Origin of the sequence: Mycobacterium persicum (assembly GCF_002086675.1) — a bacterium.
In the GTDB taxonomy this organism is placed as follows: Bacteria; Actinomycetota; Actinomycetes; order Mycobacteriales; family Mycobacteriaceae; genus Mycobacterium; species Mycobacterium persicum.
Genome location: NZ_MVIF01000085.1, coordinates 1 through 25,523, shown reverse-complemented (window position 1 = coordinate 25,523; position 25,523 = coordinate 1). Strand labels below are relative to the sequence as shown.

The 25,523-nt window shown below is 65.4% G+C and carries 23 protein-coding genes and 1 pseudogene; 7 read left to right on the top strand and 17 right to left on the bottom strand.

Annotation, left to right across the window (positions count from 1 at the left end):
* Positions 1-155, bottom strand: a pseudogene (locus BST40_RS29585) (3-oxoacyl-ACP reductase); the annotation flags it as partial.
* Between the two features lie 134 nt (positions 156-289).
* Between BST40_RS29585 and BST40_RS21355 the strand changes: the two are divergent.
* Positions 290-1,618 (top strand): acetyl-CoA C-acetyltransferase, encoded by a 1,329-nt coding sequence (locus BST40_RS21355; RefSeq protein WP_083155448.1) that lies wholly within the window; start codon positions 290-292, stop codon positions 1,616-1,618.
* 307 nt (positions 1,619-1,925) lie between these two features.
* Here BST40_RS21355 and BST40_RS21350 read toward each other — a convergent pair whose 3' ends face one another.
* Positions 1,926-3,761: an acyl-CoA dehydrogenase gene (locus BST40_RS21350; RefSeq protein ID WP_075546675.1), complete on the bottom strand. Its 1,836-nt coding sequence runs from the start codon at positions 3,759-3,761 to the stop codon at positions 1,926-1,928.
* A 292-nt stretch (positions 3,762-4,053) separates the two neighbouring features.
* On the opposite strand from BST40_RS21350, the gene BST40_RS21345 reads away from it, so the two are divergent.
* The gene (locus BST40_RS21345) at positions 4,054-4,545 is read left to right on the top strand and encodes a flavin reductase family protein (RefSeq protein ID WP_075546676.1); all 492 of its coding nucleotides are present in this window, start codon (positions 4,054-4,056) and stop codon (positions 4,543-4,545) included.
* Here BST40_RS21345 and BST40_RS30910 read toward each other — a convergent pair.
* The 6 genes from BST40_RS30910 to BST40_RS21320 all read right to left on the bottom strand — a co-directional run bounded on the left by BST40_RS30910 (position 4,542) and on the right by BST40_RS21320 (position 9,479).
* Entirely contained in the window at positions 4,542-4,697 is a 156-nt protein-coding gene (locus tag BST40_RS30910; RefSeq protein ID WP_089025254.1) for a hypothetical protein, read from the bottom strand. The genes BST40_RS21345 and BST40_RS30910 overlap by 4 nt on opposite strands.
* Positions 4,698-4,874: 177 nt before the next feature.
* On the bottom strand, positions 4,875-5,621 hold the full coding sequence (locus tag BST40_RS21340; RefSeq protein ID WP_075546677.1) for a succinate dehydrogenase/fumarate reductase iron-sulfur subunit: 747 nt from the start codon (positions 5,619-5,621) through the stop codon (positions 4,875-4,877).
* A complete protein-coding gene (locus BST40_RS21335) occupies positions 5,621-7,555 on the bottom strand; it encodes a fumarate reductase/succinate dehydrogenase flavoprotein subunit (protein WP_075546678.1) in 1,935 nt (644 codons plus the stop codon). Before BST40_RS21335 ends, BST40_RS21340 begins: the two co-directional genes overlap by 1 nt.
* Before the next feature lie 46 nt (positions 7,556-7,601).
* Positions 7,602-8,423, bottom strand: a complete 822-nt coding sequence (locus tag BST40_RS21330; RefSeq protein WP_075546679.1) for a hypothetical protein — start codon at positions 8,421-8,423, stop codon at positions 7,602-7,604.
* 78 nt (positions 8,424-8,501) lie between these two features.
* Entirely contained in the window at positions 8,502-8,798 is a 297-nt protein-coding gene (locus BST40_RS21325; protein WP_075546680.1) for a hypothetical protein, read from the bottom strand.
* Positions 8,799-9,005: 207 nt separating this feature from the next.
* Entirely contained in the window at positions 9,006-9,479 is a 474-nt protein-coding gene (locus BST40_RS21320; protein WP_075546681.1) for an Hsp20/alpha crystallin family protein, read from the bottom strand.
* A 216-nt stretch (positions 9,480-9,695) separates the two neighbouring features.
* Between BST40_RS21320 and nirB the strand changes: the two genes are divergently transcribed.
* Positions 9,696-12,269, top strand: coding sequence for a nitrite reductase large subunit NirB (nirB, locus tag BST40_RS21315; protein WP_083155444.1), 2,574 nt, complete (start codon positions 9,696-9,698; stop codon positions 12,267-12,269).
* A 14-nt stretch (positions 12,270-12,283) separates the two neighbouring features.
* Positions 12,284-12,640, top strand: coding sequence for a nitrite reductase small subunit NirD (gene nirD, locus BST40_RS21310; protein ID WP_075546682.1), 357 nt, complete (start codon positions 12,284-12,286; stop codon positions 12,638-12,640).
* A 39-nt stretch (positions 12,641-12,679) separates the two neighbouring features.
* Here nirD and BST40_RS21305 read toward each other — a convergent pair whose 3' ends face one another.
* From BST40_RS21305 to BST40_RS21270, 8 genes are all read right to left on the bottom strand, one after another.
* Complete coding sequence (locus tag BST40_RS21305) at positions 12,680-13,135, bottom strand: TetR/AcrR family transcriptional regulator (RefSeq protein ID WP_023369818.1); 456 nt, start codon at positions 13,133-13,135, stop codon at positions 12,680-12,682.
* A gap of 97 nt (positions 13,136-13,232) precedes the next feature.
* A complete protein-coding gene (locus BST40_RS21300; protein ID WP_075546683.1) occupies positions 13,233-13,958 on the bottom strand; it encodes a sirohydrochlorin chelatase in 726 nt (241 codons plus the stop codon).
* On the bottom strand, positions 13,955-15,097 hold the full coding sequence (locus BST40_RS21295) for a uroporphyrinogen-III synthase (RefSeq protein ID WP_075546684.1): 1,143 nt from the start codon (positions 15,095-15,097) through the stop codon (positions 13,955-13,957). The genes BST40_RS21300 and BST40_RS21295 overlap by 4 nt, the downstream gene beginning before the upstream one ends.
* A 78-nt stretch (positions 15,098-15,175) precedes the next feature.
* The gene (locus BST40_RS21290; RefSeq protein WP_075546685.1) at positions 15,176-16,588 is read right to left on the bottom strand and encodes a nitrate/nitrite transporter; all 1,413 of its coding nucleotides are present in this window, start codon (positions 16,586-16,588) and stop codon (positions 15,176-15,178) included.
* 369 nt (positions 16,589-16,957) lie between these two features.
* Positions 16,958-17,503, bottom strand: a complete 546-nt coding sequence (locus BST40_RS21285) for a GNAT family N-acetyltransferase (protein WP_075546686.1) — start codon at positions 17,501-17,503, stop codon at positions 16,958-16,960.
* A gap of 7 nt (positions 17,504-17,510) precedes the next feature.
* Positions 17,511-18,389, bottom strand: a complete 879-nt coding sequence (locus BST40_RS21280) for a 5-oxoprolinase/urea amidolyase family protein (protein WP_075546687.1) — start codon at positions 18,387-18,389, stop codon at positions 17,511-17,513.
* A 15-nt stretch (positions 18,390-18,404) separates the two neighbouring features.
* Positions 18,405-19,067 (bottom strand): 5-oxoprolinase subunit B family protein, encoded by a 663-nt coding sequence (locus BST40_RS21275; RefSeq protein WP_075546688.1) that lies wholly within the window; start codon positions 19,065-19,067, stop codon positions 18,405-18,407.
* Positions 19,068-19,180: 113 nt separating this feature from the next.
* A complete protein-coding gene (locus BST40_RS21270) occupies positions 19,181-20,173 on the bottom strand; it encodes an ABC transporter substrate-binding protein (protein WP_075546689.1) in 993 nt (330 codons plus the stop codon).
* A 167-nt stretch (positions 20,174-20,340) separates the two neighbouring features.
* Between BST40_RS21270 and BST40_RS21265 the strand changes: the two genes are divergently transcribed.
* A complete protein-coding gene (locus BST40_RS21265) occupies positions 20,341-21,717 on the top strand; it encodes a NarK family nitrate/nitrite MFS transporter (protein ID WP_075546690.1) in 1,377 nt (458 codons plus the stop codon).
* Here the strand turns inward: BST40_RS21265 and BST40_RS21260 are convergent, their stop codons facing one another.
* Positions 21,718-22,971 (bottom strand): DNA polymerase domain-containing protein, encoded by a 1,254-nt coding sequence (locus tag BST40_RS21260; protein ID WP_075546691.1) that lies wholly within the window; start codon positions 22,969-22,971, stop codon positions 21,718-21,720.
* 67 nt (positions 22,972-23,038) lie between these two features.
* Between BST40_RS21260 and fadD2 the strand changes: the two genes are divergently transcribed.
* Together fadD2 and BST40_RS21250 are read left to right on the top strand one after the other, a co-directional pair.
* Positions 23,039-24,712: a long-chain-fatty-acid--CoA ligase FadD2 gene (fadD2, locus tag BST40_RS21255; RefSeq protein WP_075546692.1), complete on the top strand. Its 1,674-nt coding sequence runs from the start codon at positions 23,039-23,041 to the stop codon at positions 24,710-24,712.
* Positions 24,713-24,882: 170 nt separating this feature from the next.
* Positions 24,883-25,523 (top strand): PE family protein (locus BST40_RS21250; protein ID WP_142276774.1); only part of this gene is annotated, 641 nt, incomplete at its 3' end.

Genomic DNA, 25,523 nt, shown 5'->3' with positions numbered 1-25,523 from the left:
CCCCCGATCAGCAGCGATCCGACCAAAGGCGGATCTCCCGGTCGATACCGGCGCAGCGTCTCGGGTTGCGGGACACCGAGCTGCTTGGCCACGAACGATCCGGGGCGGGAGCTGACAACCTGCGAGAACAGATCTGACGAGAGCTTGGGAGCCACAGAGCTGCCTTCCGTGTCGGGGTATGTGTTGCTATAAGCAACCGTAGCGAGGACGAACTTACTTGAGAGTAAGAACAGTGGGTAGTATGGCTGCAACGGCTGATGCCCAAAAATAGATACCCGGAGAACGCAAAGTGCCCGCAGCTGCTCAACAGAATTCCGAGTCCAAGCGTCGAGTCGCCGTCCTGGGCGGCAATCGCATTCCCTTCGCCAGGTCCGACGGCGCTTACGCCGACGCGTCCAACCAGGACATGTTCACCGCGGCGCTGGGTGGGCTGGTAGACCGGTTCAACCTGCGCGGTGAACGCCTGGGTTTGGTAGCAGGCGGCGCGGTGCTCAAGCACAGCCGCGACTTCAACCTGATGCGCGAATGTGTGCTGGGCTCGGAGTTGTCGCCGCACACACCGGCCGTCGACCTGCAGCAGGCCTGCGGCACCGGCCTGCAGGCTGCCGTCGTCGCCGCCGACGGGATCGCGGCCGGTCGTTACGAGGTGGCTGCTGCCGGCGGCGTGGACACCACGTCGGACCCGCCGATCGGCCTGGGTGACGACCTGCGCCGGAACCTGCTGAAGCTGCGCCGGTCCAAGTCCAATGTGCAGCGATTGAGGCTGCTGGGCACCCTGCCGGCCAACCTCGGTGTGGAGATCCCGGCCAACAGCGAGCCGCGTACCGGGCTGTCCATGGGAGAGCATGCGGCCATCACCGCCAAGCAGATGGGCATCAAACGCGTCGACCAGGACGAGCTGGCCGCAGCAAGCCATCGCAATATGGCTAACGCCTACGCCCGCGGATTCTTCGACGACCTGGTCACGCCCTTTCTGGGGCTGTACCGCGACAACAATATGCGGCCCGACTCCAGCGCCGAGAAATTGGCCACCTTGCGTCCGGTTTTCGGGGTGAAGGCCGGCGATGCGACGATGACGGCGGGTAATTCAACTCCGCTGACCGATGGCGCCTCCGCCGTGTTGTTGTCCAGCGAGCAATGGGCCGCCGACCATTCGCTGTCGCCGCTGGCCTACCTCGTCGACGCCGAGACCGCGGCCGTCGACTATGTCAACGGCAGCGACGGCCTGCTGATGGCGCCAACCTACGCCGTGCCGAGGCTGCTGGCCCGAAACGGGTTGAGCCTGCAAGATTTCGACTTCTACGAGATCCATGAGGCGTTTGCTTCGGTGGTACTGGCACACCTGCAGGCGTGGGAATCCGAGGAGTACTGCAAGCAGAAGTTGGGCCTTGACGCCGCGCTCGGCGCGATCGATCGCTCCAAGCTCAACGTCAACGGTTCGTCCTTGGCTGCCGGTCACCCCTTCGCCGCGACCGGCGGGCGGATCCTGGCTCAGGCCGCCAAGCAACTGAGTGAGAAGAAGGCCACCGGCAAAGGCGGCTCGGGTAAGCCCCTTCGTGCGCTGATCTCGATCTGCGCGGCCGGTGGCCAGGGCGTAGCCGCGATCCTTCAGGCTTGACAGGACCTCCACAAGGCAGCCCAACGGTCCGTGAAACGAAAAGATTTGGCGGCGGGTTTATTACCCGGAGCAGATGGGTAATTGTTAGCTCGGATAGCCCCGCGTTGTGGTCTGACCCCCCGACCCCGGCCGCAGCGCGGGGCAATCCGTTGGTCGACCGCCGGTCGGCAGTCCTATACGACGGGCGTACGAAAAGGGCCGCCGCTGGAGCGAGGGGATCCAGCGGCGGTCTTTTCCGGATGCCCCCACAGACGCAGATCCCCCGTTTCAACGAAGAAACGGGGGATCTGGCTGTTGGACGGGTGAGTTAGAAAGCAGCCTCGTCGAGTTCCATGATGTCGTTATCCAGCGTCTCGATCACCTCGCGAGTGCTGGTCAACAGCGGCAGGAAGTTCTTGGCGAAGAACGACGCGACCGCGACCTTGCCCTCGTAGTAGGCGCGCTCGTCGCCGGTGGCGCCCGCGTCGAGAGCAGCCACCGCCACCGCGGCCTGACGCTGCAGCAACCAGCCGATGATCAGATCACCGACGCTCATCAGGAACCGCACTGAACCGAGGCCGACCTTGTAGAGGCTGGTGACGTCCTGCTGAGCGGCCATCAGGTAGCCGGTCAGCGCGGCCGCCATGGCCTGGACGTCGGCCAGCGCCTTGGCCAGCAGCGCCCGCTCGGTCTTCAGCCGGCCGTTACCGGACTCGCTGTCGACGAACTCCTGGATCTGGCCCGAAACGTGGGCCAGCGCCACACCCTTGTCCCGGACGATCTTGCGGAAGAAGAAGTCCTGCGCCTGGATGGCGGTGGTGCCCTCGTACAGGGAGTCGATCTTGGCGTCCCGGATGTACTGCTCGATCGGGTAGTCCTGCAGGAAGCCGGAGCCACCGAGGGTCTGCAGGCTCTCGGTGAGCTTGGCGTAGGCCTGCTCGGAACCCACGCCCTTGACGATCGGCAGCATGAGGTCGTTGACCTTGGCGGCCAGTTTGGCGTCGACGCCGTGCACCACCTCGGCGACCGCCGCGTCCTGGAACGTCGCGGTATAGAGGTAGAGCGCACGAAGACCCTCGGCGTAGGCCTTTTGGGTCATCAGGGACCGGCGCACGTCGGGGTGATGCGTGATGGTTACCCGCGGCGCGGTCTTGTCGGTCATCTGGGTCAGGTCGGCGCCCTGCACGCGTGACTTGGCATATTCGAGCGCATTCAGGTAGCCGGTGGACAGCGTGGCGATGGCCTTGGTGCCGACCATCATCCGGGCCTGCTCGATGACCTCGAACATCTGCGCGATGCCGTTGTGTACCTCGCCGACCAGCCAGCCCTTGGCGGGCACACCGTGTTGGCCCAGCGACAGTTCACAGGTCGCCGACACCTTGAGACCCATCTTGTGCTCGACATTGGTGACGAAGACGCCATTACGGTCACCGAGTTCGCCACTTTCCGGGTCGAACAGGAACTTCGGCACGAAAAACAGTGACAGCCCCTTGGTGCCCGGACCGGCGCCCTCGGGACGAGCCAGCACCAAGTGGAAGATGTTCTCGAACAGGTCACCGGAGTCGCCGGAGGTGATGAACCGCTTGACGCCGTCGATGTGCCAGGAGCCGTCCTCCTGCTGGACGGCCTTGGTGCGTCCGGCACCCACGTCCGACCCCGCGTCCGGCTCGGTGAGCACCATCGTCGATCCCCAGCCGCGCTCGGCGGCCAGCACGGCCCACTTCTTCTGCTCCTCGGTGCCGAGGTGGTAGAGGATGTTGGAGAAGCCTCCGCCGCTGGCATACATCCACACCGCCGGGTTGGCGCCCAGAAAGTGCTCGTGCAGCGCCCAGACCAGCGCCTTGGGCATAGGCATCCCGCCCAGGGCCTCCTCGATACCGGCCTTGTCCCAGCCGCCGTCCATCACCGCGCGGACGGAATCCTTGAACGCCTCCGGCAGCGACACCGAGTGCGTCTTCGGGTCGAATACCGGCGGGTTGCGGTCGCCCTCGACGAAAGATGCGGCAACCGGTCCCTCGGCCAATCGGCTGACCTCGACCAGCATCTCCTTGGCAGTGTCGACGTCCAGGTCACTGAACTCGCCCTTGCCCAAAGCCTGGTCAACGCCCAGCATCTCGAACAGGGTGAAAACCTGGTCGCGGACGTTGCTCTTGTAGTGGCTCACTACGGTCCTCCTCGTTGAGAATGCCACTTGCGGTTGGGTACTAGGTCTAAGTTACCCACCAGTAACACCGCTAAAATATATCGGCGCCGTAGTTGTACGCAAGTAGATGTGAGCTACATTTCACGTGCGAACCAACCAACCGGTTGGGATTGAGGCGATTCGCTTGCCCGCAGTGGCCGCCACCTGCAACGATGATGGTGACCGTGGCGGTTGTGGCGCGCGTCACGCCAGCGCGACGGGTAGGGTCGGGTGCGAGAAATCCGTCCTCGGCTCAAGGGGCGAGTAGGTTCCGGTGAATCCACAGAGCAAGCTGACACCGTCGTCGCTGCGTGAGGCCTTCGGCCATTTTCCGTCTGGCGTGGTGGCAATCGCCGCCGAGGTTGACGGAGTACGGGAAGGCCTGGCGGCCAGCACCTTCGTGCCCGTCTCGTTGGAGCCGCCGCTGGTCTCGTTTTGTGTGCAGAACATTTCGACGACCTGGCCCAAGCTCAAAGGCGTTCCGATGCTGGGCATCAGCGTGCTCGGCGAGACGCATGACGAGGCGGCACGCACCCTTGCCGCCAAGACCGGTGATCGCTTCGCCGGTCTGGAGACCGTTTCCAACGACAGCGGTGCAGTTTTCATCAAAGGCACCAGCCTGTGGCTAGAAAGCGCAATCGAGCAGCTGATCCCGGCTGGCGACCACACCATCGTGGTGCTGCGGGTCAATCAGGTCACCGTGGATGCCGAAGTGGCGCCGATCGTGTTCCACCGCAGCGCCTTCCGCCGCCTCGTCACCGGTTAGGGACGGCCGCCGAGTTCCGCCCGGTAGCCCTCGATGCGCTGCTCGATTTCGGCGGCATCATCGTGTCGGCCGTCTTTGTGCGCGAGTTCGGCCCGGATCGATAACTCACGGATCGCGGTTCGGATGTCATTGACACTGGTGATTTCTCGCATGGATTCCTAACGCTGCCTTTCCGCGGTTAAAAGCTCGACCGGGTCCATGCGGGCGCGGTCGACCCCGATAGCAGATGTAAGTCGGATACCCGATTCAACGGTCGGTCTAACCGCTGAGCAGTCACCGAGATGACCTGAGCCTGTCAATCGGATGGGTAATCGGGGCAGCGAGCGTCGCTAGCGCCGGAATAGCTTGTTACCCAGCCACACGACGGGGTCGTATTTGCGGTCGACCACGCGCTCCTTCATCGGGATCAGCGCGTTGTCGGTGATCTTGATGTTTTCCGGGCACACCTCGGTGCAGCACTTGGTGATGTTGCAGTATCCCAGCCCGTGAGCTTCCTGGGCTTCCTTGCGCCGGTCGCGGGTGTCCAGCGGATGCATCTCGAGTTCGGCGATCCGCATCAAGAACCGCGGCCCGGCAAATGCCTGCTTGTTTTCCTCGTGGTCCCGGATGACGTGGCAGACGTTCTGGCACAGGAAGCACTCAATGCACTTGCGGAACTCCTGCGAGCGCTGAACATCGGCCTGCGCCATCCGGTACTCGCCCGGCTGCAGATCCTTCGGCGGCGCGAAAGACGGTATCTCGCGGGCCTTTTCGTAGTTGAACGACACGTCGGTGACAAGATCGCGAATCACCGGGAAGGTGCGCAGCGGCGTGACGGTGACCACCTCGTCCTCGGCGAACGTCGACATCCGGGTCATACACATCAGCCGCGGCCTGCCGTTGATCTCCGCCGAGCACGATCCGCACTTGCCTGCCTTGCAGTTCCAGCGCACCGCCAGGTCGGGCGTCTGGGTCTGCTGCAGACGGTGGATGACGTCGAGCACCACCTCGCCCTCGTTCACCTCGACGGTGAAATCGCGGAGTTCGCCGCCGCTGTCGTCGCCCCGCCACACTCGCAGGCTAGCGTTGTAACCCATTACGATCTCCGTCCTGGATGGTCGGCCAACTCTTCGTCGGTGTAGTACTTCTCCAGCTCGGAAATGTCGAAGAGTTCCAGCAAGTCCGGTCGCATCGGCACCTGTGACTCCCGGGTGATGGCGATATGCGGACCGTCGCCGCCGTCCCCGTCGCCCGCGGCGCGGCAGACCAGCAAGGTGTTGCGCCAGTTGGCGTCCATGCCGGGATGATCGTCACGGGTGTGACCGCCGCGGCTTTCGGTGCGTTCCAGTGCGGCCCGGGCCACGCACTCGCTGACCAGCAGCATATTGCGCAGATCGATGGCCAGATTCCAGGCCGGGTTGTATTGACGATGCCCTTCCACTTGTACCTTCTGGTACCGCTTCCACAGCTCGTCCAGCAGGGTCAGTGCCCTGGTGATCTCGTCTTCTTTGCGGATGATGCCGACCAAGTCGTTCATCACGTGCTGCAGATCCATCTGCAGTGCGTACGGGTTCTCTGGCGCCGAACCGTCCGTCGGCCCCTCGAACGGCTTGAGCGCCTGCTTGGCGGCGGCGTCGAGGGCCTCCGATGAAATCGTCGGACGGCTGCCCAGCGCCCGCACGTAGTCGGCGGCGCCCAAGCCGGCCCGCCGGCCGAAAACCAGCAGGTCCGAAAGCGAGTTTCCGCCCAGTCGGTTGGAGCCGTGCATACCGCCGGAGCACTCGCCGGCGGCGAACAGCCCGGCAACCGTGGCCGCGCCGGTGTCGGCGTCGACCTCGACACCACCCATCACGTAGTGACAGGTGGGCCCGACCTCCATCGGCTCTTTGGTGATGTCCACCCCGGCCAGCTCCATGAACTGGTGATACATCGACGGCAGCCGCCGCTTGATCTCCTCGGGCGTCAGCCGGGAGGCGATGTCCAGGTAGACGCCGCCGTGCGGGGTGCCCCGACCGGCTTTGACTTCGGAGTTGATCGCCCGCGCGACCTCATCGCGGGGCAGCAGGTCAGGGGTTCGGCGGGCCGAGTCGTTGTCCTTGAGCCACTGGTCGGCTTCCTGCTCGCTCTCGGCATACTGGCCTTTGAACACCGGCGGGATGTAGTCGAACATGAAACGAGAGTTTTCGCTGTTCTTTAACACCCCGCCGTCGCCGCGGACACCCTCGGTGACCAGGATTCCCTTCACGCTGGGCGGCCACACCATGCCCGTCGGGTGGAACTGGACGAACTCCATGTTGATCAGGGACGCACCGGCCCGCAGCGCCAGCGCATGCCCGTCGCCGGTGTACTCCCAGGAGTTGGACGTCACCTTGAACGACTTGCCGATCCCGCCGGTGGCCAGCACCACCGCTGGGGCTTCGAACAGGATGAACCGGCCGCTTTCGCGCCAGTAGCCGAACGCTCCGGCGATCCGTTCTTCTTTCTCCGGACCGTCTTTGAGCAACTCGGTGATCGTGCATTCGGCGAATACCCTGATCCGCGCCTCGTAGTCGCCGAGTTCGGCGTAGTCCTCCTGCTGCAGCGAGACGATCTTCTGCTGCATGGTGCGGATCAACTCCAGCCCGGTGCGGTCGCCGACGTGGGCCAGCCGTGGGTAGGTGTGGCCGCCGAAGTTGCGCTGACTGATCTTGCCGTCTTCGAGGCGGTCGAACAGGGCGCCGTAGGTCTCCAGCTCCCAGACGCGGTCCGGGGCTTCCTTGGCATGCAGTTCGGCCATGCGCCAGTTGTTCAAGAACTTGCCGCCGCGCATGGTGTCGCCGAAATGGGTCTTCCAGTTGTCTTTCGGGTTGGTATTGCCCATCGCGGCCGCGCAGCCGCCCTCGGCCATCACCGTGTGGGCCTTGCCGAACAGCGACTTGCACACCACCGCGACCTTCAAGCCGCGTTCGCGTGCCTCGATGACCGCCCGCAACCCTGCGCCGCCGGCACCGATCACGACCACGTCGTAAGAGTGCCGTTCGACCTCAACCATGAAACCTCGCTCAGCCTTATCTTTGGGGTGTTACTGAAATAGCTTGTCAGCCAACAAATCTCAGGTCAGTGATGGTTCCGGTGGCCACCAGCATGATGTAGAAGTCGGTCAGCGACAGCGTCCCCAGCGTGATCCACGCGAAGAGCATGTGCCGAGTGTTGAGCTTGCTGACCTGCGTCCAGATCCAATACCGGACTGGGTGTTTGGAGAAATGCTTGAGACGGCCGCCGGTTACGTGCCGGCATGAATGGCAGGAGACCGTGTAGGCCCACAGCAGCAGCACGTTGGTCACCAAAATGACGTTGCCCAAACCGAAGCCGAAACCGGATGGTGAATGGAAGGCCATGACAGCGTCGTAGGTGTTGATCACCGACACCACCACGGCAATGTAGAAGAAGTACCGGTGGCTGTTCTGGATGATCAGCGGAAGCCGGGTTTCGCCGGTGTAATGGGCCCGCGGCTCAGGCACCGCGCAACCGGTCGGTGACTGCCACACCGAGCGGTAGTAGGCCTTGCGGTAGTAGTAGCAGGTCAGCCGGAAACCGAGCAGGAACGGTAATACCAGCATTCCCAACGGAATCCACCACGGGAAGTGTCCGAACCAGACACCGAGGTGACTTGCGCCAGGCTCGCAGGACGCGCTGACGCACGGTGAGTAGAACGGCGTCAGGTAGTGGTATTTCTCGACCCAGTAGCCGCTGCCCCAAAAAGCCCGGGTGGTCGCATAGACGATGAACGCCAGGAACCCGATGTTGGTGACCAGCGGTGCCCACCACCAGGTGTCGGTGCGCAGGGTCCGTTCGGGGATTTGCGCCCGGGTGGGTGAGAAAACGCCGGTATCAGGACGGTTCGCCGTGGGTGCGCTCATCTGGTGTGATCCTCTTCGAGTGGCATCTCGTCGAAGGGTACACAGATAGAGGGCCCTCTTTTCGGCGGGGTTTGGTTGTCAGTATCTACTGTGACCGCCGACACCTTCGTCGTCGACGTCGCGCCAGAAATCGCGGTCGTAATCGGTGTCGGGGATGGCGATCTTCTCGCCGGAATACCGGGCGTCGGCGCGATCCAGGTCCAACTCGGAGACATCGGTGTCGAGCAATTCGACATCGGTGAGGATCCGGTCGGCGTCGATGACGATGCGGCGCATGGCCGGGTCGTCGCCATACCGCGACTTCAGCGAGGTCACGCACCGCCGCAGACCGCCGATGAGGTCGTGCAGTTCGGCGATTTCAGCAGAGGCGGACAACGTATCTCCCTGTATCTTCCGGAAAGGCGATGGTGTTTCGGATCACAATACGTCACCCGATGGTATCCGCACTGCGCGGCGATGGACAGGACATCGCGGCGCCGGCCAGGCCCGCCGGAGCGGTCGACCTTCGGCGCGGACCGGACCCGCAACCGGCTGATCCGGCGGAGCATCCACCCCGCCGGATCAAGTCGCCGGACTAACCGGTTACTTCGTGATCGCGATGCGCTGTACCTGTTTTCCGGCCTGATTTCCCGCGTATGCGCCGCTGACTCGCACCGTCAGGACACCGGCGTCATACGACGCGGTGATGGCCTCACCGGTGACATGGGCCGGCAGCTGGAACGAGCGCCGGAATGATCCGTAACGGATCTCCTTCAGGACGCGGCCGTCGGTGTTCTCCGCGCGTTCGTCTCGGTGTTCACCGTGGATGACCAGGCGGCTCACCCCGTTCTTGGAGTCGACCTCGACGTTGACGTCGTTGTCGACGTCGACACCCGGCAGCTCCAGGCGGACCAGGGCGTCGTCGCCGTCTTTGAGGATCTCCGCAGCCGGGCTGAACCCGCTGGTCGCCGGCCTGTACCAGTCCGTCACCGCCGCGGGACCGAAGAAGTCACGCAACAACCGGTCGGGGTCCCACGCGCCCCGGGCCGGACGTGACCACAATGCGAGATTGCTCATGGATATCTCCTTATGCTTCCTTGTGAGTTAGCTGTGTCCGGCGTCGTGCCGGGCTGGCTACCTCGTAGAACATGAGTCGACTTCGCTAAAGTTCCACCTGGGCTTTCGCCGTTAGTGAACGCAGTCACACAGACTGTTCCCAGCTGTGAGCGCCATGTCATCGGGCTGTCACATTGGGCGATTTTGCGGCAATTTTCCGCCCTTAATCTTCATGGCATGGCTGCAGCCGGAACTACTCGCGCGCGCGACGGGGAATCGCCCTGCCGGCGGCACGTGATTGTGGTGGGGCACGGCATGGTGGGTCACCGACTGGTGGAGGCACTGCGTGCCCGCGACACCAGCGGGTCGTGGCGGATCACCGTGTTGGCCGAGGAGGCCGACGCCGCCTACGACCGGGTCGGACTGACGTCCTACACCGAAACCTGGGACCGCGGCCAACTCGCATTGCCAGGCAACGACTATGCCGGTGACGACCGGGTCCGATTGCTGCTCAACACCCGGGTGACCGAGATCGACCGCGCGACCAAGTCGGTCGTCACCGCGGACGGACAGCGGCACAGCTACGACGCCCTGGTGCTGGCCACCGGCTCTTACGCATTCGTCCCCCCGGTGCCCGGGCACCAGCTGCCCCAATGCCACGTCTATCGCACGCTCGACGACCTCGACGCGATCCGCGCCGGCGCCCAACACACACTGAACTCGGCTCACGCCGACGCCGGGGTGGTCATCGGCGGCGGTCTGCTGGGACTCGAAGCCGCCAATGCGCTGCGCCAGTTCGGGTTGCAGCCGCACGTCGTCGAGATGATGCCCCGATTGATGGCCCAGCAGATCGACGAGGCCGGCGGCGCCCTGCTCGCGCGCATGATCACTGACCTCGGGATCGCCGTCCACGTTGGCACGGGCACCGAATCCGTTGAGCCCGTCGAACACTCAGATGGCTCAGCGTCGGTTCGGGTGCGGCTCAGCGACGGTGACACCATCGATGCCGGCGTGGTGATCTTCGCCGCTGGCATCCGGCCGCGCGACGAGTTGGCGAGGGCGGCGGGCCTGGAGATCGCCCAACGCGGCGGCGTCCTCACCGACTTGTCTTGCCGGACAAGCGATCCCGATATCTATGCGGTCGGGGAAGTGGCGGCAATTGAGGGGTGCTGCTACGGCCTGGTCGGACCGGGATACACCAGCGCCGAGGTGGTGGCGGACCGGCTGCTGGGCGGTGCTGCCGAGTTCCCGGAGGCGGATCTGTCGACGAAGCTCAAGCTGCTGGGCGTCGATGTCGCCAGCTTCGGCGATGCGATGGGCGCGACCGAGAACTGCCTCGAGGTCGTCATCAATGACGCGGTGAAGCGCACCTACGCCAAGCTGGTGCTCTCCGACGACGCCAAGACGCTGCTGGGCGGTGTGCTGGTGGGTGACGCCTCGTCGTACGGGGTACTGCGGCCCATGGTCGGCAGCGAGTTGCCCGGGGACCCGCTGGCGCTGATCGCGCCGGCCGGATCCGGCGACGGGGCTGGTGCGTTGGGGGTTGGCGCGCTGCCGGATTCGGCGCAGATCTGCTCCTGCAACAACGTCACCAAGGGCGACCTGAAGTGCGCGATCGCCGACGGTTGCGCAGATGTGCCCGCCCTCAAGGCATGCACCGCGGCCGGCACCTCGTGTGGGTCCTGCGTGCCGTTGCTGAAGCAGCTGCTGGAAGCCGAGGGAGTGGAGCAATCCAAGGCGCTGTGCGAGCACTTCAGCCAGTCGCGGGCGGAGCTGTTCGAGATCATTTCGGCCACCGAGATCCGGACCTTCTCCGGCCTGCTGGAGCGCTTCGGCCGCGGAAAGGGCTGCGACATCTGCAAACCCGTTGTCGCCTCGATCTTGGCCTCCACCGGTTCCGATCACATCCTGGACGGCGAGCAAGCCGCGCTGCAGGATTCCAATGACCACTTCCTGGCCAACATTCAGAAGAACGGCAGCTACTCGGTGGTCCCGCGGGTCCCCGGTGGTGACATCAAGCCCGAGCACCTGATTCTGATCGGCCAGATCGCCCAGGAATTCGGGCTGTACACCAAGATCACCGGCGGTCAGCGGATCGACATGTTCGGCGCCCGGGTGGATCAGCTGCCGCTGATCTGGAAAAGGCTCGTCGACGCCGGCATGGAGTCCGGTCACGCCTATGGCAAGGCGTTGCGCACCGTGAAGAGCTGCGTGGGCAGCGATTGGTGCCGCTACGGGCAGCAGGATTCGGTGCAGCTGGCCATCGATCTGGAATTGCGCTACCGCGGCCTGCGCGCGCCGCACAAGATCAAGCTGGGTGTTTCGGGCTGTGCGCGGGAATGCGCCGAGGCCCGCGGCAAGGACGTGGGTGTCATCGCCACCGAAAAAGGCTGGAACCTCTACGTGGGCGGCAATGGCGGCATGACTCCCAAGCATGCCCAGCTGTTGGCCGGCGACCTCGACACCCAGACACTGGTCCGCTACATCGACCGGTTCCTCATGTACTACATCCGCACGGCCGACCGGCTGCAACGCACCGCGCCGTGGGTGGAATCGCTGGGCCTCGACCACGTACGCGAGGTCGTCTGTGAAGACTCGCTCGGCCTGGCCGAGGAATTCGAGGCCGCAATGGAGCGGCATGTTGCCAACTACAAGTGCGAATGGAAGGGCGTGCTGGAGGATCCGGACAAGTTGTCACGGTTCGTCTCCTTCGTCAACGCCCCCGACGCGGTCGACTCGACCGTGACGTTCACCGAGCGTGCCGGGCGTAAAGTCCCTGTGCCCATTGGCATGCCGCGGATGCGCTCATAGTCAGGGAGGGAATCATGACACTTCTCAACGACATTCAGGTCTGGACCACCGCGTGTGCGTACGACCAGCTCATTCCCGGCCGTGGTGTCGGGGTGCTGCTCGACGACGGTAGCCAGGCGGCGCTGTTCCGGTTAGACGACGGCTCGGTGCGCGCGGTCGGCAACGTGGACCCGTTCTCCGGCGCGGCCGTGCTGTCTCGCGGGATCGTCGGCGATCGCGGCGGCCGGGTCGCGGTCCAATCACCCATTCTCAAGCAGGCTTTCGCGCTCGACGACGGTAGCTGCCTTGACGATCCACGGGTGTCGGTGCCGGTTTACCCGGCGCGGGTCACACCCGAAGGTCACATCCAGGTCGCGCGGATCGCCGCCTGACAGTGCCGACCGCCGGCCTATCGGGCCTGGCGCAAGACACTAGCCGCGGCTGATATCTCCGACGAGGTAGCGCTGCATCGTCGGGCCAATGGCGTCGACAAGGGCCTCCACCGACATGGAATGCAGCGGTTCGGAACGCACCCCGTAGCGCATGATGCCCAGGCCGACCAGCTGCGAGGCGCATAACGAGGCCCGGACCGCGATCTTGTCGACCCCCAGCATCTTCAGCAGCGGGTTGAAGACCGGCCCGATAAACATCGCCTGAACGATTTCGGCGGTCTTGGCCAGGCCCGTGGACGCGATGGCGCTGGCCGCAAAGGGACCGCCGCCAGCGGCGTCCCAGGTGGTGATCAGCATGTAAAGCGTACGGCGGCCGACCTGGTTGACGCTTCCGGTGACGATTTTGTCGATGAATTCCGGTGTGCTGAACGGCAGCCGCAGCATCTTGGCTACCGGGTCGAGGAGCCCGCGTGAGGGCTCCTGGTGATGGGCCATGGTGCCAGGATTGCGCGGATGTGATCAAAGATCAAGCGTCCGTGACGTCGGCGTGCCATTCCGGCGCAGCCTTGCCGGCAAAGAAGTTGTCTGCCACCTAATTCGGCATGCGTAGCATTCGGCGACTACCCAATTGGCACCGGATGGCGCCGCGGAATCGTCCGGCGATCAACCGTGCCAATCCTGGATGCTCGCCCAGCGGCGGCGTCACCAGATCGGCGCCGCAGTCGCGCAGTCGTTCTTGAAACAAACCTTCGGCCAGCAGATAAGAGACCACCACGATGCGCCGCGCACCGCTTCGGCGGGCGTCGGCAACTGCCGTGCACACGTCCGGACCGCCGGTGGCCGCGAACGCCAGCTCCACGTGGGACCCGGTGAGCGTCGACAGGAACGTCCGAGCGGTGTGCAGATCGGCGAGCGCTCGGTGGTCCGATGTTCCCGCCGCCGCCAAGATCACCGAATCATCTGGACGCCAACCGGATTTCACCAGCTGGTGGGCCAGGATTCTGGTGATCTCCCGGCTGGGCCCCAATGCCGGGGTGACGGTGACGTCCGGATGGCCGCTGGCGGTGACATGAGCCGGCAGGTCGGTTCGGACGTGGTATCCACGAGAAAGGAAGGCGGGCACCACGATTGCCGGTTGGGCCGATACCGCTGCCAGGGACAATCCGGAGAGCACTTCGCTGGGTGTGGGTCCCAGCACGTCGACAAACGCAACGTGCACGGTCTGGTCGACCAGTGCGGTTACCCGCGCGGCAAGGTCGCCGATCATAGCGACGCCGGCCGGTCTGCGGGTGCCGTGTGCCGTCAGGATCAGGCTCATACGTGGTCCTGCGTGTCGATGGCCAGCCGGTAGCCGCGTTTGACCACCGTTGCAATGATGTTCTTGTCTCCCAGTGCCGTTCGCAGCCGCAGCACGGCGGTGTCGACGGCGTGGGTGTCATCGCCGTTGCCGGGTAACACGGCGAGCAGTTCGTCGCGCCCTACGACGTCGCCGGGGCGTCGGGCCAGCGCACGCAGAATCGCCATCCCTGAGGCCGGCAGCGTTTTGATGGAATCGTCGACCAGCACGCAGGTCCCGCGGATATCGACGACGTGCCCTGCGGCGGTTAGAGTGCACGATCCGAGCCGTGGCAATTCCTCGGCGATATGCCGGGCCAAGGCTCCCAACCGCATTCGCTTCGGAGCCGACGTCGGGACGCCTTTTCGGGTCAAGGGGCGTGACGTGACCGGGCCCACGCACATCGCGTGCACATCGTTGCGCAGCGCGGCCAATAGCTGCTCCTCGATGCCCAACTGACGGCCGCGTTCCAGTACCGCCGCCGCGGCTGGCGCCGAGGTGAAACTAACGGCGTCGAATTGTCGTCGGGCAATGCCGGCGACCAACTGGTCGAATTCTCCGCCCAATGGTGTTGACTTCCAGCGGTATACCCGGATCGGCACCACTTCGGCACCAGCCGAACGCAACCCGCCGACAAACTCCGGGAATGGGTCCCAGCCGTCGGTGGCGCCGTGCAGTTGGACGGCGATCCGCTTCCCGGATACGCCGGAACGCAACAGGTAGTCCAAAACCTCCAGCGACGACTCCGAGTCCGGGGACCACTCCTCGCGTAACCCGGCGGCGCGTAACTCCCCGGTGGCCTTCGGCCCGCGAGATATGACCCGGGCCGCAGACAGCACTTCGATCAGCCCGCCGGCCAACCCCCACCCCTCGGCGGCGGCTATCCAGCCCCGAACGCCGATACCGGTGTGCGCCACCAGTATGTCCGGCGGATCGGCAATCAACGCCAGGGTATTGCGGTGGAGCTCGTCGTCGTCGGGCAGCGCGATCATCGAGATCGCCGGGGCACTACAGACCTCGGCACCCTGGCGGCGCAGCAACGCGCACAGCTCGTCGGCGCGGCGAGCCGATGTCACTGCAATGCGGTAGCCCCGCAGTGGCTCAGAGTTCCGCTGGGCCATATCAACTGTCTAAGCGTCGGAAATTTCGGCGGCGTTACAAGGCAATTGCCTAGGCATTGCCCCTGGCTGAGGCGGTGCTCACACCCGGGCGAGTTCGGCCGGGGCCTTCGTACCGTGGACCTTTGCTTCCGAAACCGGCCGGCGTACATACATCATCCAGGTCAGGACGGCGGCAACGCCATAGGAAGCCAGGAACGCCCAGTACGCGGACGTCTCGGTGCCACTCCTGAGGTAGGACTCACGCAGCGCCAGGTTGATGCCCACGCCGCCGAGTGCGCCGACTGCCGAACAGATTCCGATGAGCGATCCTGACATGGCACGCGCCCAGTGGCGGCGTTCGGCGTCGGTGACCAGTAGCGATCTGCTGCGTGCTTCGAACACCGACGGAATCAGTTTGAACACCGACCCATTGCCCATACCGGAAAGGATGAACAGCGCCATGAATCCGATGATCCCGACGACTTCCGCGACGTATCCCACCATGGTGGTGGGTGTCGCCGCGGCATGGTCGGTGTACGTGCTGATGCCGACCAGCAACCCGGCGGCCATGATCATGCCGGCCAGCACGCCGAGCGTGACGCGGCTGCCGCCGAGGCGATCGGCCAAGCGTCCGCCGTATATCCGGGCGAGGGAGCCCAATAATGGTCCAACGAAGGCGATTTGGGCGGCATGCAGTGACGCATGCTTAGCAGTTTCGCCGTTGGCCGTGAAATTGACCTCTAAGACCTGGCCGAAGGCGAACGAAAACCCGATCCAGGAGCCGAACGTACAGACGTAGAGCAGTGAAATCACCCAGGTGTCGCGGTCGAACAGGATCGACCGCATGTGGTTGATCTCGATGCGGTGCTCGAGATTGTCCATGAACACCGCGGCCGCGATGCCCACGAGCGCCAGCAGCACCAGATAGGTGGCACAGACCCAGTACGGTGCCTCGTGGCCCGCTGTGGCCAGCACCAAGAGGCCGACTAGTTGGATCACCGCGACCCCGAGGTTTCCGACACCGGCGTTGACGGCCAGCGCCGCACCCTTGAGCCGTTGCGGGTAGAAGGCATTGACGTTGGCCAACGAGGCCGCGTAGTTGCCGCCGCCCAGCCCGGTCAGCGCCGCGCACACCACATACGGCCACAGCGGTAGTCCGGGGTTGGCCAGCAGCACGATGGTGCCGGCGGTCGGGATCAACAGCACGAATGCCGAGAAGGTCGTCCAGTTGCGGCCGCCGAACTTCGCGATACCCAGGGTGTACGGGATACGCACGCAGCCACCGACAAGCGTGGCGACCGCGCCGAGCAGCAGCTTGTCACCAGCGGAAAACCCGTAGACCGACGCCGGCATGAACAACACCATCACCGACCACAGCGACCATATCGAGAAGGCCACATGGTCGCCGGCCATCGTGCACAGCAGATTGCGCCGCGCGATCTTGCTGTTACCGGCTTCCCAGGCCGCGATGTCTTCCGGATTCCAGTCCGGGATGTGATGGTTGCGGCCCATACGGTCTTTACCTTTCGTCCGCGGTCTTCGGTTCCGAACAGACGTCACGAGCGCAGCACCCCTAACGGCGTGCACTCAGATCCCCCGTGGAGCTATCCCACCGCAACGTGCTTCGGCCATTCGGCGGGATGCAGGCAGCCCGCGGTCACCAGGCATGTGTCGCAGTCCTTTCGATGCTCACATCGAGTATGTAAGTGAGTCAACCTGGTGAGGGCGATATCGCCTGAAAGTTGAATTCCAGTTGTCTGGAAGCTTCCTGGCAGGCGCTGTGAGTTGCGGATCGAATGTGCTGCGGGTCACCGACGTTCACCGGACATTCGAGCAGACGTCGTTGGCGCACAACGAAATTGCGCGTTAATTACGCACTGGTTACCAGACGTCGCCGGCGCGCCAATCGCACATCAGTCCCGCCGAGGTGTCCAGAGTGACCTCGACCGGCAGCACGAATACGGTGCCGTCGTCGTCGGGGGTGCGCACCGGGCCGGCGGGCGCCAGCACCGACGTGGGGCCGAGCCAAGGCAACCAGCCCCGCGACGCGTACAGCCTGCGGGCTCGTGCCGAGGAGCTGAGCGCACCGAGTTGATAGGCGCCACGTATCACCTGTTCGCCGGCGTCCAACAGCGCGGTCACCAGCCCTCGGCCGCGCCAATCTTCGCGTACCGCAACGCCTTCGACGTAACCGCAGCGTAACGCGTTGCCCTGGTGTATCAGCCGTCGCTGCACCACGGCGGCGTGCGCGATGATCGCGCCGTGGTGCCAGATCAGGGCATGCATCCCGCCCAGGGCGTGTTCCCAGTCGGTTTCGGTGAAGTCGCCGGCGAAGGCGTCGGCCACCATCTGGTGGATGCGCTCGCGTGTCTCGCTGTCCAGATCGGAGGTGTGCACCAAGCGCGCGGTGTGGACCTGGGCGTGCACGGGCCGGCTAACGGACCGGCGTGCGGGGTCTGGCCCATTGCAGCCGCACATGCTGGCCCGGCCGCAGCTGGGCGACCTTGTCGATGTCCTCGTCGATCACCACGCCCACCACCGGGTAGCCGCCGGTAAGCGGGTGATCGGGACCCAGGATGACCGGTAAGCCATTGGGCGGCACCTGGATCGCGCCGCGGGTGGTGCCCTCACTGGGCAGCTGCCGGTCCGGGTCGCGGTGCTGCAGCGGACGCCCGACCAGCCGCGTCCCGACCCGGTCGCTGTGGTCGGAGACCACCCAGTCGGTGTGGACCAGGGCGTCGGGATCGACCAACCAGTCGTCGCGCGGACCCGGTATCGCCAGCAGTTCGACCGTGGCGCCGGTGAAGGCGGCCACCGGGGCCTGGTCGAGTGCGGGATAGTCCGCGGTGTGCTCGCCGACCGGCAGCAGGTCACCGGCTTGCAGCGGCGCGGGGCCGATCGCCGACATGACGTCGTAGCTCCGCGAGCCCAGCACCGGGGTGACGCAGATGCCACCGCGCACCGCCAGATACGTCCGAAGCCCGGCGCGCGGCGTGCCCAGCGAAATCACCTCGCCATCACGGACGTGGTGAATGCTGTTGGTGCCGAACATGATTCCGTTGACAGTCGGATCGCTGTCAGCCCCGGTCACGGCGATGTCCACGTCGCCGCCGCGAACCCGCGCCGAGAATCCGCCGAACGTGACCTCGACGGTGGCCCGATCGTCGGGGTTGGCGACCAGCCGGTTGGCCAGGGTATGGGAGCGGCGGTCGGCGGCTCCGGAGCGGCCGACACCGAGATGGGCGAGGCCGGCCCGGCCGAGATCCTCGACGATGGCAAGCGGGCCGGTGCGCAGAACTTCCAGGATTGTCATGGCAGCTGCTCCTTGCTACGCGGCCCGGAACCGCACCCACATGCCCTGCATGAGCAGCGCGGGGTTGGGTCTGGTGACGTCCCACAGCACGGCTTCGGTGTGGCCGATGATCTGCCATCCGCCTGGCGACTGGCGAGGATATATCGCGCTGAATTCGCCTGCGAGAGCGACTGATCCGGCGGGCACCACGGTTCGCGGTTCGGATTTGCGAGGCACCCGCAGCCGTGGGTCGCCGCCGATGAGATAGGCGAAGCCGGGCGAGAACCCGTTGAATCCCACCCGCCACGGGGTTGCGGTGTGGGCGTTGATGATCTGTGCGGCGCTCAGGCCGGTGTGGTCGGCGACTTCGGCGAGATCGGGTCCGTCGTAGACGACGTCGATGACGGGGTGGTCACCCCGGTGATCCGGCGATGCTGCCAAAGAGCCGACCGGTAGACGGCGCAGCCGTTGGCGGGTAACCCCCTGGAATCGGGGTGCGGCCAGTTTGACCAACACCGTCCGCAAGGCCGGAACAATGTCGACCACTCCCGGCAGGGCGGCCGCGCGCAGTGCGTCGGTCCACGCCAAAACCTCAGCGGTACTGTCACATTGCACCATCAGCGCCTGGTCGCCGTAGTCCAGAACGGTGCGCGCCACCGCGTCGGTTGCGGGGTCGATGGACAGGTTCGTCACACTCATCTTTCGACGGTAGCCCCGTTGTCGGCGCTCGGGCGAGGGATCTTCGAGCACTGCCAGAGGTGCCTTAGCAAACGCTCATGAGGATGCGGTCAGCGGCAGTGCCAACCGGGAATTCAGCCCAGGATGGCGCCGATCTGCGGGGGCAGCTGATCGGCCACCAGAGGATAACTCAGCGGCGATGCGAACGCGATGGCTCCGGCCAGGTCTTTGGTGGTGAAGAGGTGGCGCTTCTGGGCGGTCGCCCCCGCAGCCGCTATCGCGGGGTCGGCCAGCAACGCCTGCTGCTCCTCCGGACTTTCGGTGGACCAGATCAACACATCGGCGGAATCGAGCACCTCTTTGCTGTGCTCGGGGGGGATGACCGCCACGTGGCCGGCGGCGTAGGGCTTGATGGCGTCGGAGACCACCAGACCCATCTGGTTGAGGAAGTCGGTGCGCCAGCCGGCCATGGTGGCGATCACGTTGCCCTGCCGCAGCCTGCCCTGCAGCAGCAGTGCCTTCTTGCCCTTCCATTGCGGATTCTTCTGGCCGACCTCGGCGAACTTGCGGTCGACGTCGTCGATTAGCGACTTCATCTGGTCGGCCTGGAAAACCGCCTGGCCGATGGTGGTCGCCTGGTCCTTCCACGGCTCGAAGAACGCGTCGCCGTCGGACTGCGGGATGGTCGGGGCGATCGCCGACAGCTTCTGGTAGGTGTCGGCGTCGACGCCGGCGTTGATGGCCACGATCAGGTCGGGCTTCAGGCCGGCAATCTGATCGACCGCAATTCCGTTGTCCAGGTTCAAGACCACCGGCTGCGCCGCGCCGAGCTTGGGTTGGGCCCACGGCCATACGGCGAACGGTTGGTCGCCGAACCAGTTGGTCACCGCGATCGGCACCACACCCACGGCCAGTAAGTCGTCCTGTTCGGTGAAGCCCGCACTCACCACGCGCTTCGGCGGCTCTTTGACGACGGTCTTGCCGAATAGGTGAATGATGGTCACCGCCCCACCGCCGGGTGTGCCCGGTTTCGGTTCGGGTGACGAACACCCCGAAATCCCCGCGGCGACGAGCCCTGTTGCTCCAGCGACCTGCAGGAATCCGCGGCGACTCCATCCCTGTTGCACCGCGTGAGACTATCGCGTGCCCGAGTGGGCTCACCGCCGCAATGCCGGTGCATCCCCCCGCCGCCGCATTTTTCTGACAGGCATCGCAAGACCGTTGTGATGTTTGCTTTTCGCCCACGTAACTGCGGGCGCCGGAGCCGGTAACAGCGCGCCTTTAGCGTCGGGCCATGACCATTGCCCCGGAAGTCCAGCAGGCGCCACCGCGCGCGCCCTATGTCGAAGGTCCCTGGATTGATGACTGGCGCCCGGAAGACCCCGAGTTCTGGGAGCGCACCGGCAGACCGATCGCCCGGCGTAACCTCGTTTTCTCCATCTTCGCCGAGCACATCGGGTTCAGCGTCTGGATGCTGTGGAGCATCGTGGTGGTGCATATGACGGCCGTCGGTGGCCACCCTGCGCCCTCTGGCTGGGCGCTGTCGCCCAGCCAGGCGCTATGTCTGGTCGCGGTGCCCAGCGGGGTCGGTGCGTTGCTGCGGTTGCCCTACACATTTGCCGTCCCGATCTTCGGTGGCCGCAACTGGACGATCATCTCGGCCACGTTGTTGGTCATTCCCTGTCTACTGCTGTCCTGGGCGGTAAGTCATCCCGGCATCCCGTTCGTGCTGCTGGTCGTGATCGCCGCGACGGCTGGGGTAGGGGGCGGCAATTTCGCCTCCTCGATGGCCAACATCTCGTTCTTCTTCCCGGAGCGCGACAAGGGCTGGGCGCTGGGTCTCAACGCGGCCGGGGGCAACATCGGGGTTGCGGTGGTGCAGAAGGTCATCCCCTCGGTCGTGGTCGCCGGTGGCGGGGTGGCGCTGGCACGTGCCGGATTGTTGTTCGTCCCCTTGGCCGTGGCCGCCGCGGTGTGTGCCTACCTGTTCATGAACAACCTCACCGAGGCCAAAGCTGACGTGAAACCCGTTTGGCAGGCATTGCGGCACACCGACACCTGGGTGTTGTCGCTGTTGTACATCGGTACCTTCGGATCCTTCATCGGCTACTCGGCCGCCTTTCCGACCTTGCTGACCAGCGTCTTCGGCCGCGGTGACATCGCGTTGGGCTGGGCTTTCCTGGGTGCTGCCATCGGATCGGTTATCCGTCCGCTCGGTGGCAGGCTCGCCGATCGGATCGGCGGCGCCCGGATCACCGCCGGCAGCTTCGTCATGCTCGCAATCGGGGCGGCGGCGGCGCTGTGGTCGGTTCAGGCGGTCGACTTGCCGCTGTTCTTCCTCAGCTTCATGTTCTTGTTCGTGGCCACCGGTATCGGCAACGGATCGACCTACCGGATGATCTCCCGGATCTTCACGGTCAAAGGCGAGCTCGCGGGCGGTGACCCCGACACGATGGTCCAGATGCGTCGCCAGGCCGCGGGTGCGCTGGGCGTCATCTCCGCCGTCGGTGCGCTTGGCGGGTTTCTGGTGCCGTTGGCCTATGCGTGGTCCAAGGCGCAATTCGGCAGCATCGAACCGGCGCTGCGCTGCTACGTGGTCTTCTTCCTGGGCCTGCTGATCGTGACGTGGTACCGCTACCTGCGCAGCGGAAGCTGGGCGAGTCGACTCTGATCAGCTGTCCGGCATGGGTTTCGGCTTGGGCGGATAGTCCGGCCAGGGGCTGTAGTCGGCGATCAGCTCCTCCTGCGCGGGCCGCTGGTCGGCCGGCACGTGCTGCAGATTGATCCGGATCCGGTACCAGATGGAACTGGGCCCGCGCATCCCGTCGACCAGCACGTCGGCGGGCTGCAGCAGGTCGGCTGCGGCGGGATGGCGGTGGCGCCAGGTGTCCAGCGCGGCCATCGCCTCGTCCCGGGTCTTGGTGCGCGCGACCTCGATGAGCGGCTTTGAGGACCGGCGCCGGCCGCCGGCCCGTGGGCCGGCGCCCTTGGGCGCCTTTTCCGGCGGCCCCAATTCCTCGGCCAGCATGAGCAGCCGGTCCAGCTGGCCCACGGCGTCGTCGATCCCCGCCCACGGGTCACCCAGCTCGGCGAACCGGTCCGGAACGGTGCCCAGGGTGAAGTCCTCCGGATGGCAGTCGGGCACCTCATCCCAGCCCAGCGGGGTCGATACCCGGGCGTCGGGAGTGGCCCGCACCGAGTAAGCCGACGCGACCGTACGGTCCTTGGCGTTCTGGTTGAAGTCGACGAACACGCCCTCGCGTTCTTCCTTCCACCAGCGGCTGGTTGCGGCGTCGGGCACCCGCCGTTCGACTTCGCGCGCAACGGTCTGGGCAGCCAACCGGACCTTGGAGAACGGCCAGCGCGGCGCGATCCGGGCGTACACATGAAAGCCGCGCGACCCGGACGTCTTGGGCCAGCCGGTCAGGCCGTAGTCCTCGAGCACCTCACGCACCACCAGGGCGACGTCGATGATGTGTCGCCAGCCGATGCCCGGCATCGGGTCCAGGTCGATCCGCAGCTCGTCGGGATGGTCGAGGTCACCGGTCAGCACCGGATGCGGATTGAGGTCGATGCAGCCCAGGTTGACCACCCACGCCAGTCCCGCGGCGTCGTGGATGACCGCTTCCTTGGCGGAGGTGCCCGACGCATAGCGCAGTTCGGCGACGTCGACCCAGTCCGGACGGTTGGCGGGTGCGCGCTTCTGGAACACCGCTTCTTCGGAGATGCCTTTGACGAAGCGCTTGAGGATCATCGGCCGGCCGGCCACCCCGCGCAGCGCGCCATCGGCCACCGAGAGGTAGTAACGCACCAGGTCGAGCTTGGTGTGTCCGGATCGGCCGTCCGGGCCGGGAAACACCACTCGGTCCGGATGGGTGATGGTAACGCGGTGTCCGGCGACGTCCAGTGATGCCGGACCGGTCATGAGAGTCCATGCTAATTCCGGAATACCTTCTGATCGCTTTGCGACCCCCGTCACATATTGTGAGGTTATGCCTAACCTCAGTGACTTGCCCGGGCTCGGAAAGATCCAGCAATACGTCGACCGCGGTACCTCCGAACTGCACTACGTGCGCAAGATCGTCGAATCGGGCGCGTTCCGGTTGGAGTCGCCGCTGAACTATGCCGCGATGGCAAACGAAATCGTGAAGTGGGGCGAGTTCGGCATGCTGCCGTCGCTGAATGCCCGGCGCCACCCGGACCGGGCAGCCTGCATTGACGAAGAAGGCGAGTTCACCTACAAGCAGCTCGACGAGGCCGCCCACGCCGTGGCCAACGCCCTGCTCGCCAAGGGGGTTCGGGCCGGCGACGGGGTGGCCCTCCTGGCGCGTAACCACCGCTGGTTCCTCATCGCCAACTACGGCGCCGCCCGGGTGGGAGCCCGCATCATCTTGCTCAACAGCGAGTTCTCCGGTCCGCAGATCAAAGAGGTGTCGGAGCGCGAAGGCGCCAAGCTGATCATCTACGACGACGAGTACACCAAGGCCGTCAGCAAGGCCGAGCCGCCGCTGGGCAAGCTCCGCGCCCTGGGCACCAACCCCGATAAAGACGAGCCGTCGGGCAGCACCGACGAGACCCTGGCCGACCTGATCGCGCGCAGCAGCACCGCGCCCGCCCCCAAGGCCGGCAAGCATGCGTCGATCATCATCCTGACCAGCGGAACCACCGGCACCCCCAAGGGCGCCAACCGCAGCACCCCACCGACGCTGGCGCCCGTCGGCGGCATCCTGTCGCACGTCCCCTTCAAGGCCAACGAGGTGACGTCGCTGCCGGCGCCGATGTTCCACGCGCTGGGTTACCTGCACGCCACCATCGCGATGTTCCTGGGGTCGACGCTGGTGCTGCGACGTAAATTCAAGCCGCCGCTGGTGCTGGAAGACATCGAGAAGCACAAGGTGACCGCCATGGTGGTGGTGCCGGTGATGCTGTCGCGCATCCTCGACGCGGTCGAAAAGATGCACAACAAGCCCGACCTGTCCAGCCTGAAGATCGTCTTCGTTTCCGGGTCGCAGCTGGGCGCCGAGTTGGCCTCGCGCGCGCTCAAGGACCTCGGGCCGGTCATCTACAACATGTACGGCTCGACCGAGATCGCGTTCGCCACCATCGCCGGACCCAAGGACCTGGAGCGCAATCCGGCGACCGTCGGACCGGTCGTCAAGGGCGTGAAGGTCAAGATCCTCGACGAGAACGGCAACGAGCTGCCCCAGGGCGAGGTCGGGCGGATCTTCGTCGGCAATGCCTTTCCGTTCGAGGGCTACACCGGCGGCGGCCACAAGCAGATCATCGACGGCCTGATGTCCTCGGGTGACGTCGGCTATTTCGACGAGCACAACCTGCTCTACGTCAGCGGCCGCGACGACGAGATGATCGTTTCCGGCGGTGAGAACGTGTTCCCCGCCGAGGTGGAGGATCTGATCAGCGGGCATCCCGACGTGGTGGAGGCCACCGCGATCGGTGTCGAGGACAAGGAGTGGGGCGCGCGACTGCGTGCATTCGTGGTGAAGAAGCCCGATGCCGAGGTCGACGAGGACACCATCAAGCACTATGTGCGCGACCACCTTGCCCGCTACAAGGTGCCGCGGGAGGTGATCTTCCTCGACGAGCTGCCGCGCAATCCCACCGGCAAGATCCTCAAGCGTGAACTGCGCGAGATGGAGGTGGAGTAGCGGGTAGCTGCCGCAACCGGCGACCGCGCTACGAAGCTCTACGCACGTCACCGGGAATCTGAGAAACAGGATCTTCTTCGCCTGCCAAGTGGTGTAATTCTGCTGAACTCATCCGGGCGAATTGCGCATGCATGTTGGTGGCGCGGTGGATTGATGTCAGGGGTTGTGGGATGCCGTATGTGATTGCGGTGCCGGATGTGGTGGCCTCGACGGCGGCACAGCTTGCGGATCTAGGTGTGGCGCTGGGCGTTGCCAATGCTGCAGCGACGGCCTCCACCACGGGGATCCTGGCTGCGGCTCACGACGAGGTGTCAGCGGCGATCGCGGCGGTGTTCTCCGGGCACGGCCAGGCGTATCAGGGGCTCAGTGCGCAGGCGGCGTTGTTTCATGAGCAGTTCGTGCGGGCGTTGAGCGCCGGTGCCGGCGCGTATGCCGGCGCCGAGGCCGCCAATGCCTCGCCGCTGCAGAGCCTGCTCGACGCCGTCAACGCGCCCGTCCAGGCAACGACCGGTCGTCCGTTGATCGGCAACGGTGCCAACGGAGCCTCCGGCACCGGCGCCAACGGGGCGCCGGGTGGCTGGTTGCTCGGTGACGGCGGGGCCGGCGGGTCGGGCGCGGCGGGTCAGAACGGCGGTGCCGGCGGCGCTGCTGGGCTGCTGGGTTCCGGCGGCGCCGGTGGGACCGGCGGGAGCTCCTCGACCGGTAACGGCGGTGCCGGCGGGGCCGGTGGGACCGGTGGATGGTTGTCGGGTAATGCCGGTGCCGGCGGGGCCGGCGGCGCCAGCACCTTCGCGGGCGGTGTCGGCGGGCT